Annotated in this window: 11 protein-coding genes; 9 read left to right on the top strand and 2 right to left on the bottom strand. The window is 41.2% G+C overall.

Going from position 1 to position 10,444, the window contains the following annotated elements; genetic code table 11:
• Window positions 1–86: 86 nt before the first annotated feature.
• On the bottom strand, window positions 87–557 hold the full coding sequence (locus ROSEINA2194_RS12425) for a GNAT family N-acetyltransferase (protein ID WP_007887586.1): 471 nt from the start codon (window positions 555–557) through the stop codon (window positions 87–89).
• A 441-nt stretch (window positions 558–998) separates the two neighbouring features.
• Here ROSEINA2194_RS12425 and gloA2 point away from each other — a divergent pair, with 441 nt between their 5' ends.
• The 9 genes from gloA2 to ROSEINA2194_RS22120 all read left to right on the top strand — a co-directional run bounded on the left by gloA2 (window position 999) and on the right by ROSEINA2194_RS22120 (window position 8,479).
• Entirely contained in the window at window positions 999–1,379 is a 381-nt protein-coding gene (gene gloA2 / locus ROSEINA2194_RS12420) for an SMU1112c/YaeR family gloxylase I-like metalloprotein (RefSeq protein ID WP_007887583.1), read from the top strand.
• A 106-nt stretch (window positions 1,380–1,485) separates the two neighbouring features.
• On the top strand, window positions 1,486–1,617 hold the full coding sequence (locus ROSEINA2194_RS21190; RefSeq protein ID WP_007887581.1) for a helix-turn-helix domain-containing protein: 132 nt from the start codon (window positions 1,486–1,488) through the stop codon (window positions 1,615–1,617).
• A 233-nt stretch (window positions 1,618–1,850) separates the two neighbouring features.
• Window positions 1,851–2,858 carry a hypothetical protein gene (locus ROSEINA2194_RS12415; RefSeq protein WP_007887573.1) on the top strand — a complete coding sequence of 336 codons (1,008 nt, stop codon included), beginning with the start codon at window positions 1,851–1,853 and terminating at the stop codon, window positions 2,856–2,858.
• 2 nt (window positions 2,859–2,860) lie between these two features.
• Entirely contained in the window at window positions 2,861–4,888 is a 2,028-nt protein-coding gene (locus tag ROSEINA2194_RS12410) for an ATP-binding cassette domain-containing protein (protein ID WP_007887572.1), read from the top strand.
• A 68-nt stretch (window positions 4,889–4,956) separates the two neighbouring features.
• Window positions 4,957–5,619 carry an endonuclease III domain-containing protein gene (locus tag ROSEINA2194_RS12405; protein ID WP_007887570.1) on the top strand — a complete coding sequence of 221 codons (663 nt, stop codon included), beginning with the start codon at window positions 4,957–4,959 and terminating at the stop codon, window positions 5,617–5,619.
• 55 nt (window positions 5,620–5,674) lie between these two features.
• Window positions 5,675–7,024, top strand: coding sequence for an MATE family efflux transporter (locus tag ROSEINA2194_RS12400; protein ID WP_007887568.1), 1,350 nt, complete (start codon window positions 5,675–5,677; stop codon window positions 7,022–7,024).
• Between the two features lie 485 nt (window positions 7,025–7,509).
• A complete protein-coding gene (locus ROSEINA2194_RS21185) occupies window positions 7,510–7,653 on the top strand; it encodes a hypothetical protein (RefSeq protein ID WP_172681212.1) in 144 nt (47 codons plus the stop codon).
• A gap of 119 nt (window positions 7,654–7,772) precedes the next feature.
• Window positions 7,773–8,276, top strand: a complete 504-nt coding sequence (locus ROSEINA2194_RS20455; RefSeq protein ID WP_007887564.1) for a hypothetical protein — start codon at window positions 7,773–7,775, stop codon at window positions 8,274–8,276.
• Between the two features lie 50 nt (window positions 8,277–8,326).
• Window positions 8,327–8,479, top strand: a complete 153-nt coding sequence (locus tag ROSEINA2194_RS22120; protein WP_252832622.1) for a hypothetical protein — start codon at window positions 8,327–8,329, stop codon at window positions 8,477–8,479.
• Between the two features lie 322 nt (window positions 8,480–8,801).
• Here ROSEINA2194_RS22120 and ROSEINA2194_RS12390 read toward each other — a convergent pair whose 3' ends face one another.
• Complete coding sequence (locus ROSEINA2194_RS12390; RefSeq protein ID WP_007887560.1) at window positions 8,802–10,103, bottom strand: transposase; 1,302 nt, start codon at window positions 10,101–10,103, stop codon at window positions 8,802–8,804.
• Window positions 10,104–10,444 lie beyond the last annotated feature (341 nt).

Here is a 10,444-nt window from a genome sequence, read left to right as displayed (position 1 = left end):
CTACAGGCGGCAGTTCATAAGTTAAACTCCGGGATGAGTGCCTATGAGATAACGGCAAAATGCAGTCGTTCACGATGACTTGGCGGTCACAGGATATATTCCATCTGCCGTTCCTTTGTCTTCATCCCCATTTTTTCGTAGAAGTGTTCTGCCGAAGTGTTTCCTGCCCAGACGTTCAGTGTTACCTCATAGCAGCCTTGCTCTTTTGCCTGCTGCTTCACATATTCAAACAGGCTTTCTCCGATGTGCTGTCCCCGTGCCTGCTGATCAACGCACAAATCGTCGATGAATAGCGACTTAAAGGGAATCATGTTCGTGGAAAATGGCTGCTCCTTCACCTGACAGAAGGCGTAGCCCATACACACATCATCCTCGTTCACGGCAACGTAGATGGGTTTATCCTCCTGCTTCAAAAGCTCTGCAAGTTCGCAGACAGTGTATTTGGTGGTGCCGGGAATAAAAATATCCGGACGGATCTTAGCGTGGATCTGCAATACCTGCTCCAACAGTGCAAGAAGTCTGGGAATATCTTTTTCCTCTGCCTTACGGATTTTCATTTCAACTTCACTCCTTTACAATTCTGATTCGCAAAATTCATTGATATTGTAATTCTATCATAGTCATACTTTTTATTCTATATAAAATACAATGAAAGAAGTTTTGCTTTGTAAGAAACTTCTTGCAATATTTAGGTGCACCACAATGCGGACATTCTGTATTCTAATTAGAAAGAAGTGGAATTGCAGATGCGATTATGTTAGAATCTTAGTGTTAATGAATTTAGCAATATGATATAATGTGCGTAAGCAATGAGCAGTGCCAATCGAGAATATACAGACCGGACATGCTTGCATGGTGAGGTCTGTATATATCGAGAGTGATAGGGCGAATGCCCGTCAGCCAGAAAAATCTTTGATTTTTCTGGCATACACTGCGGACTAAGCTTCATGATATAATGTTCATGTATTCAAACAAAGTAGGAGAGAGGTAAATACACCATGAATTTGAAAAAAGTTCATCACATTGCCATTATTGGGAGCAACTATGAGCAATCAAAGCACTTTTATGTGGATCTGTTAGGATTTTCTATTATTCGGGAAAATTACAGACCAGAACGTGATGATTACAAAATTGATCTTCAACTCGATGGGATAGAATTAGAACTTTTTATCATTAAAAATTGTCCAAAGCGCCCCAGTTATCCAGAGGCTTACGGTCTCAGGCATCTTGCCTTTGCTGTAGACTCGGTCGATAATACCGTAAGAGAATTGAATAAAAAGGGCATTATAACTGAGCCGATCAGATTCGATATTTACACAGGCAAAAAAATGACATTCTTTTATGACCCTGACAATCTACCATTGGAAATTCACGAATAAAGCATTACTTTTCTTTTTCACAGAGCTGTTTGTATATGGTCTCTGCGTCTATGTTATAATACTTCTGTTATGTGAATTTTTAATCTGATTCGCAAAGGAGAAATGTATGGACGTATCATATAACAAATTTTTCAAGATGCTGATTGACCGTAAAATGAAGAAAAAAGACATTTGCGAGCAGGCTGGTATAGCTACCAGTACCATGGCAAAAATGGCGAGGGACGAGAATGAACAATAATTTATACCGTGAAAAGTATGACGGGAGCAATGAAGCAGAGGTGTTCCGTCATGAGGTGATCATGGACTTGGTTTTTTGATAAAAAACAATCAGAGCCTTGCATCCGGATCTGTCGAAAATCCACTTGCGGATTAGCCTGCATGTGGGTAAAATGTAACTATTCGGAGAAGGCTCACACACATTGTGCAGACCGTAAAAATCAACAGTAAGATACAAAAGAAGCAGGGATCAATATGGAAAAAGATATCAACACGGAAGTTTCAAATACACAGTTACCGGCAACGGAAGAAAAAGCGAATCTCAAAGAGAGTCTGCGCATTCAGAAATCCCAGTGGATCAAGGAACAGATCAAAAGGCAGCGGGAAGCGGAAGATGCTGTTTTAGAGCAGATGATCGAAGAACAGAGAGTCATCGATGGTTTAAACAGCGACATCAATGAGAATCTGGACCGGACGAGAGAGAGCCGGAAGTTCAATCAGGAGTTTCAGGAGAAGATCAATACTCAGATTTACGAGATGAACGGCATTACAGAGGATAAACTGAAAGGTATGCGCGAATACAAAAACGCATACTATCAGGGATGTGCATTTTCCCTGTTTCTGCTGTCTGTTGTTATGATTGGAATCTGTGGTGTGCTTCATGGTTTTGAGTCACAGATTTGTCTGTTTATGATCGCATGCACCGGCGTAGAGGGGGCACTGCTCGCACAGGACAAATGGAGAAATAAACTGGTGAATATATTATGTAAACTGCTCTATCTGATGGTTTTTCCGGTGATGATGGTTATTTTTGTCTGCTACGAGCTGAAATATCCGGAATATGACCTTTTCCTGCCATATTTTGCAATGGGAATCGTGGTTGTCCTGATCATTGGAACAGCGGCATTTTTCTTCTACGATCCGTATAAGCAGGACAAAAAGCGTGTGAAAAATGCAAAAGATTATATTTCAGAAGTGGAAAAGATTGCAAAAAAACAGGTGAAGAAAAATCAGAAGCTCCGCGCAAAAGAGGAGAAAAAGAATCAGAAGATCCAGCTGCGCGCACTGGAAAGAGAAGAGGCTGCAAGGGAAAAAGAAGAAAAGCTGCAAAGTAAAAAGGCAGAAAAGGAAGCCAGAAAGCAGGAGCGCAGGGAAAAAAGACAGGCGTGGCTTGACGGTGTAAAAGAAAAATGGCATGCCTGGGTGGAAAAAATAAAAGAAAAGTGGCATGCGTTTCTTGCAAAGTTTAAAAAGGAAGAATAGAAATGAGATATCAGATACGGCATGCAATTGTAAAGTATGCGGCAGATACCATATTAGAAGATGTAAATTTTGAGATACATGATCATGAAAAAATAGCAATCATCGGAAGAAATGGCTGTGGAAAAACAACGCTTTTAAAGCTGATCTCCGGTGAAGTGGAGATGGCAAATCCGGACAGTGACGAGGAATGCGGTATTGTCATGGCAGGAAAACAGCGGATCGGCTATCTGAGACAGATCAGTTTTGAGGACAGCAGTATCACGGTAGAAGAGGAAATCTTAAAAGTGTTTGCGCCTGTTTTTTCCTGCGAAAAACGAATGCAGGAACTGACAGAGCAAATGAAAACGGATACTTCTGAGCATTTATTAAAGGAATATGCCGCATTGCAGGCGAAGATGGAGGCACTGCGGGGATACACCTACAGACAGGATATGGAGACAATGTTCCAACGGTTCGGGTTTGCGTTAAAAGACCTGCAAAGACCGATTGGAACTTTTTCAGGTGGTCAGCAGACAAAAGTGGCGTTCGTAAAACTGCTTTTGAGCCAGCCGGATATCATGCTTTTGGATGAGCCGACCAACCATCTGGACATGCCAACGATCGAGTGGCTGGAAGGTTATCTGAAAAATTATCCGAAAGCGGTTGTGATCGTGTCGCATGACCGGATGTTTTTAGACCGCGTGATTGACGTGACTTACGAGATCGAATATCACAGGATCAGGCGTTATCCGGGCAATTATACAGCATTTTTGAGGCAGAAAGAGGAAGCATTAGCAAAGCAGGAAAAAGATTACGAGGCACAGCAGGCGGAGATCAAGCGTCTCACAGACTGGATCGAAAAGTGGAAGAATACACCGACAAAGGTTGCGGCGACACGTTCCAAACGAAAAGTGATCGAGCATATGGTTTTGATCGAAAAGCCGCGCAAGTTCGATACAAAAGCGTTTCAGGGACAGTTTCTGCCGCAGACGGCCAGCTATCATGATGTGTTGTCCGTCCGGGGCTTACAGATCGGTTATGATTCCGTTTTGAGCAAAGTATCTTTTGAGCTGCACCGCATGGAGCGGATCGCGGTGATCGGTGAAAACGGAAAAGGAAAGTCGACACTTTTAAAAACGTTAGTTGGGGAGCTGCCGAAGCTCGGCGGTCAGTTTTCATTCGGGACAGGCGTGGAGTGGGGATATTTTGATCAGCAGGCGGCGGTTGCCGAGAGTCAGAATCCGAAAATGACGATCATGGAAGATTTCTGGGAAGAATATCCGACCTTAAAAGAAGTAGAAGTGCGCAGTGCGCTGGGAAGTTTTCTTTTTTCCGGGGATGATGTATACAAAGAATTGGGACAGTTATCCGGTGGAGAGAAGGTGCGTCTTGCTTTATGTAAAATGTTTAAGCGCAGACCGAATCTTCTGATTCTGGACGAGCCGACAAACCATATGGATATCGTTGGAAAAGAAGCATTGGAGCAGATGTTAAAAAGTTATACGGGAACAGTTTTATTTGTCTCGCATGACCGGTATTTTATTAAGGAGATCGCAACGGGAATCCTTGATTTTCAGGCAGATAAAGTACAGTATTATCCGTGCACTTATGAGGAATATCTGGAGCAGAAGCAGAAAGAAGCACAGGGACTGATTGGTGGAAACAAAACAAATGCCGCAGGAAACAGTGGAAAATCCAGAAACGTAGCTGGCGAAGCAGCAGATAACAGAAATATATCACAAGTCGGAAGTCAGAGTAATCCGCCAACGTTATCCGATGTGTTTGATAAAAAGACGTATTATAATCCGGGCAAGATTATTTCCAGATTAAAGCAGCAGCTTGTCAAGTATGAAAAAATGCTCGGTGAGAGTGAGGAACGGCTCGCAGAGCTGCAAATGCAGCAGATGGACACGGCACTCGCCACGGACTATGAGAAATTGACAGAATTGGAGCAGGCGATTGCGGCGGAGCAGAGCAATCAGGAGAGCATTTTAGACCGTCTGGTGGAGACGGAGACAGAACTGGATGAGATGCAGGAGAAAACAGTCTAAACAGGATCAGACTTTGCAATACAAGAAAAAACAGTAGATTTGGAAGGCAGAAAATCGAGGAAGCAGATATGACAAAAAAACAGTTAGCACTTGAGATTATCAAACGTTTGAAAGAAGCGTATCCGGACGCGGGATGTACGTTGGACTATGATGAGGCATGGAAACTTTTGGTGAGTGTCCGTCTGGCTGCGCAGTGTACGGATGCGAGAGTCAATGTGATCGTGGAAAAGTTATATGAGAAGTTCCCGGATGTCGACGCATTAGCGGCAGCCGGTGTCTCTGAGATCGAGGAGATTGTGCGTCCATGCGGACTTGGAAAAAGTAAGGCAAAAGATATCAGTGCATGCATGAAAATGCTAAAAGAGCAGTACGGTGGAAAAGTGCCGGATGATTTTGATGCACTGTTGAAACTTCCGGGGGTCGGACGCAAAAGTGCGAATCTGATCATGGGGGATGTGTTCGGAAAACCGGCGATCGTCACAGACACACACTGTATCCGTCTGGTGAACCGCATGGGACTGGTAAAAGACATCAAGGAACCGAAAAAAGTAGAGATGGAACTGTGGAAGATCATTCCACCGGAAGAGGGGAATGATTTCTGTCACAGATTGGTGGAGCATGGCAGGGATGTCTGTACAGCACGGACAAATCCGCATTGTGACCGCTGTGTGTTAAATGATATCTGCGCGACAGGGAAGAAACTCATGAAAGCAGAGCAGAAAACAAAGTGATCGATATTGGTGTTGCAGTGGCAGCAGTAAAAAAATTTAAAGAGAAGTTATAAAAATGGCAGTACGAAATGATTTTTCGAAGGGAAGTATTTTATCCCATATGGCACGGATTGCGCTTCCGATGACGCTGGCACAGTTTGTCAATATTTTATATAACATTATTGACCGGGTATTTATCGGACGTATCCCGGATCATGCGACGGAGGCTTTGACCGGACTTGGAGTGGCATTCCCAATCTGCACACTGGCAATTGCTTTTGCCAATCTGGTAGGAATGGGCGGTGCTCCTCTTTTTTCTATAGAGAGGGGAAAAGGAAATGAGGAGGAAGCAAAGTATATTTTAGGCAATTCATTCAACCTGTTAGTGGTCATTGGAGTAGTGTTCAGTGTGGTGATGTTTCTGGTAAAAAGGCCGATGCTATACCTGCTTGGTGCAAGTAAAAATATTTACGGATATGCGGATTCTTATCTCACAATCTACTTATGCGGAACACTTTTTGTGATGTTAAGCCTTGGTATGAATGCATTTATCAATGCGCAGGGCTTTGCCAATATCGGAATGATGACGGTATCGATCGGTGCAGTCTGCAACCTGATTTTGGATCCAATTTTTATTTTTGAAATGAAAATGGGGGTACAGGGAGCAGCGCTGGCAACGGTGATCTCGCAGTTTGCAGCCGCCTGCTGGACACTCCGGTTCCTTACCGGGAAAAAGGCGACGATCCGGTTAGATAAAAATTATTTGAAATTAAAAACAGACCGCGTCAAAAAGATTCTTGTGCTCGGTTTATCCGGTTTTACTATGTCGGTGACGAACAGCCTCGTGCAGATGGTATGCAATATCAATCTGGCGATGTACGGTGGAGATATGTATATCGCAGCGATGACTATCATCAATTCTGTGCGTGAAGTGATCCATATGCCAGTTTCCGGTGTTGGAAATGGGGCACAGCCGGTCATGAGTTTTAATTATGGTGCGAAAGAATATGGGAGAGTGAAACAGACAATCCGCTATACGGCGGTCATTCTTCTGGTTTATACATTATTTGCGTGGGGAATGACGATGTTATTTCCGAACCAGTTTGTGATGATTTTTAATAAAGATGCAGAATTGCTGCCGCTTACAGTAAAATCCATGCATATCTATTTCTTCGGATTTTTCTTCATGGCATTTCAATTCACCGGGCAGACGACATTTCAGGCACTTGGAAAATCAAAGCAGGCAATCTTCTTTTCCATGTTAAGGAAGGTCATCATTGTTGTACCGCTTACGTTTTTACTGCCAATGATCCCGGAAATCGGCGTCACAGGAGTATTTCTTGCAGAACCGATTTCAAACCTGATAGGGGGACTGGCCTGCTTTATTACCATGTATGTTACGGTTTACCGGAAACTGGAGGTTTGACAATTTACAACGTTGATCGGGCATGTATAAGCTTCCTCTCACAAGTCGTGATTTTATAGGTTTATGAAAAGAAAAACGGTACAGACGAAATATGATGTTCCTGTTCGCCGGACATTTCGCTGGGCTTCTGAACAACAATCATGTTCAGCTGAAGCTTCCATGATTGTTAGAATCCCAGCTCCATGGCTCACGAAGAAAATCATATTTGTCTGTACCGTTTTTCATTCATTTACGTTATGAATGACTTGTGAGAGGACGCTTATACATGCCCAATTTACGCTGTGAATCGCACCACAGAATCTGCAATTCACGTTATGGAACTCGCGGTTATGGGATGAGTACCTACAGGATAATACCAAAACTCAATCTGCATCCTTGAAATAAATGAATTTTAACAGAATAAAATAGAATTGTAAGTATGATTATGGTAGAATTATGGTATTAATGATTTTGGCAATCGAGATTTGTAGATGGAGGTAATTGAAATGAAAGAATATCAACATTTGATTGGAAAGATTATTGTTGCAGTAGCGATCATAGTTGCTGCAATCATTATAGCGCAGGCTATTGGTGGAGCTGGAGAAAGTATCCGTAGTGGCTTGCTGCAATTAGGGGATGCTCTTCGATAACTTCCATATTCGAGAGCAAATCGAATATTTAGTAAATAATTTTATGAATTTATAAGAAGCTAAACTTTTATTAGAATTAAGAAACTTTTATTAGAATTAAGAAATAGGAGGATTAAGATTTGAAATTTGAGAATACAGAAGTATGGGGATTTGAACACGCACTCAGAGGAATGAGGAATCCTAAGAATAGTTGGAGTAAGAGCGATAGCCATTATGGTTGCGATGATGAAAAATATTGTGATAAATGTCACGAAGTAGGAGAATATTGTTTTGGATATAAAGGAAATGATAACTATATTATCGGTGAAAATGATATGAAACTTGCACAGACGCTTATTAAAGCCGGTTCTGAACATTGTAAATTTATGAGAATGATTCATGTTGCAGTCGATGTAGACATGCCTAGATATTGGTGGTCTGAAGGTGATACCTATCATTTTAATACAAAAAATAGTTGTTCAACCATGCACAAACTACTTAATAATAATGAACCTATTACATTAGATACATTTGTTTTTTGTGAGGAAGACATTGATTGGTGGACTTATACGGTAAACAAACTTGAATCTCTTCGTTTGGAATATAAGGAAATACAGAGAACAACAAAAGATAATGAAAAATGAACAGACTTCTTGTTAGAGCAAAACGTATGTTGCCAGAAGGGTTTGAGCAAATGAGAACATTGGATACAAATTATGCAGAGCTTCGCAATATGTATTTTCAGCGCAGACATCATAGACTTAAAGAAGAGTGGGTAGACACATTTTGCAAGTGGGTAGAGTCACTTCCATATGCAGAAGAGTTGATTATGTATGATAGTAAATAAATATTCATATCGTTGTAATAAGGTGTCAATATGAAAAAAGTAATAATAAAAGGTTGCGGTGTTTCAAGAAATATATGTATACAAAGGACAAATAAATATTACGGACATTGGTATCTATGTTTTTGGTGGAAATACAAACATATTTTTAATCTTTACTTATGGAAAATAAGATAACTTGCTGAGAGATGAGCAAAACGAATTGATTTAAAAGTTGGATTTGGCAGTTAGCTTTTGTAAATCGGAAAGAATGGGAATTTATGACATAGCAAAGCTGACGTAAGTCCAGAACCTACGCAAATGGGGAGATATGAATAGCTCTTTATTATGCGATTCGCTTTACAGCTTTAAGCTTACGATAGGATTGCCCTGTGCCGGTGGTGATTGCCGCAACAGCAACCGCTAACAGACTTATATGGGCAATTGTATTCAAGTTGGTAACAGATGATTTATTTCTTACCCACATACGTTCCTGCCCTGTATTTTTGAAACGTGAATTGTATCTTTCACATTCTGTACGAAGAGAGTAATTACTTTTGAAATATTTGCTGTCTCTGTCGACGGAGAGTCTTAAATCATCGGGAATGGTGATGTATTTTGTACAGCCGCGATGCTTCTTGCCGTTGTAAAAATTTTTGTGATGGCAGGGACAATCAGCGTCTTTGCTTGATTTTAGTGGGCAGCAGAATTTTTGGCGTGTACGTCCATTATCAGAAAATTTACCATCCTTCCACATGGCAAACCCGGCATCGCAGACAGGATTTCCCTGTGGAAGAAGTTTTGGATTTTTGGTGGATCGTTTGTTTAATGGAATAATACATTCGCCTTGGTAGAGTTCCTGTACCTGATTATAGATATTTTTAACATCATAGCCTTTATCAGCAAGAAAGGTACATTCGGTTATCGGCAGAAAGGTATGTGTGTCAGCCAAAATATCAAGCGCAACAGTGGAATCATGGACATTGGCGGTAGTGGTCAGTTCATAAATGGGAAGACCTGAAATACAGTCAACAAGGACGTGGTTTTTGTAACCCCAGTAGAATTCATACTTTTTCTCGTTTGTTTGGTTAGAAGCAGTATGTACGCCAAGTTTGCAATCAGTATCTGCTTTGGGCTGGTTATCAGGCTTAAATTTGTTGGAGAGAAAAGATTTAGGATTATTCTGTGAAGTGTTTGCAGCAATCGGAGTAGAGTCCAAACCAATAAAAGATGTATCAACAATACCTTGTTTTGAAAGATAAAGAACTTGGGATTTCATAATGGATGAAAGTACATCGTTATCAAGCTGTTTTAGAAAACGATCAAACGTCCAGTAAGAAGGCAACGGAGCAGAAATATCAAAACCGCAGTAATGGGCGATTAGAAGGTTGTTGTTAAGATAATCAACAAGATCCGTAATCATTGAAAAGCCTTCACACCTCATAACGATAAACGAACAAATCATGGCATGATTGGAAAAGCCTTTTCGTCCGGTTTTAGGGAATTCATGGACAAAGGATAAATCGAGATTCAGAAAAAGTGAATCGTAAAACTTTGCAACTGGTTGTGAAGTGAAAAGACGGATGTCTTTCAAAATTTCTTGACGATAGATAACAATCAGCTCCTCTCGGTGAATTGATTTTGACAACTTAATTATACCATTTGGAGCTGGTTGTTACTATAAATTTGGAGTGATAAAAGAGGTTGCCATGCCTCGCAAACATGCATAAATACTGAGTATGTGGAGTTTTGCTCATGGCTATAACTTCCATTTTGAGGAGGTGAACACTTTAGATATTGAGAAAGCCGTTTGAAACTATGTCACTTGAATTTGACTGCATGTTGTCGCCACCTTTCTTTATAGGCACTCATCCAATAACCGGAGTTCCACAACGTAAATCGCAGACTTTGTGGTGCAATTCACAGCGTTGATCGGGCATGTATAAGCGTCCTCCCACAAGTCATTCGTAACGTAAATGAAAGAAAAAC

Origin of the sequence: Roseburia inulinivorans DSM 16841 (genome assembly GCF_000174195.1) — a bacterium.
GTDB lineage: Bacteria > Bacillota > Clostridia > Lachnospirales > Lachnospiraceae > Roseburia > Roseburia inulinivorans.
Note: the sequence above shows the minus strand (reverse complement) of the source record. Positions and strands in the feature narration are given on the sequence as shown.

What these genes read in the sequence shown, in the direction of transcription:
- ROSEINA2194_RS12425 (WP_007887586.1), bottom strand. Translation starts at nt 557, where the DNA reads ATGAAAATCCGTAAGGCAGAGGAAAAAGATATTCCCAGACTTCTTGCA.
- gloA2 (WP_007887583.1), top strand. Translation starts at nt 999, where the DNA reads ATGAATTTGAAAAAAGTTCATCACATTGCCATTATTGGGAGCAACTAT.
- ROSEINA2194_RS21190 (WP_007887581.1), top strand. Translation starts at nt 1,486, where the DNA reads ATGGACGTATCATATAACAAATTTTTCAAGATGCTGATTGACCGTAAA.
- ROSEINA2194_RS12415 (WP_007887573.1), top strand. Translation starts at nt 1,851, where the DNA reads ATGGAAAAAGATATCAACACGGAAGTTTCAAATACACAGTTACCGGCA.
- ROSEINA2194_RS12410 (WP_007887572.1), top strand. Translation starts at nt 2,861, where the DNA reads ATGAGATATCAGATACGGCATGCAATTGTAAAGTATGCGGCAGATACC.
- ROSEINA2194_RS12405 (WP_007887570.1), top strand. Translation starts at nt 4,957, where the DNA reads ATGACAAAAAAACAGTTAGCACTTGAGATTATCAAACGTTTGAAAGAA.
- ROSEINA2194_RS12400 (WP_007887568.1), top strand. Translation starts at nt 5,675, where the DNA reads ATGGCAGTACGAAATGATTTTTCGAAGGGAAGTATTTTATCCCATATG.
- ROSEINA2194_RS21185 (WP_172681212.1), top strand. Translation starts at nt 7,510, where the DNA reads ATGAAAGAATATCAACATTTGATTGGAAAGATTATTGTTGCAGTAGCG.
- ROSEINA2194_RS22120 (WP_252832622.1), top strand. Translation starts at nt 8,327, where the DNA reads ATGAGAACATTGGATACAAATTATGCAGAGCTTCGCAATATGTATTTT.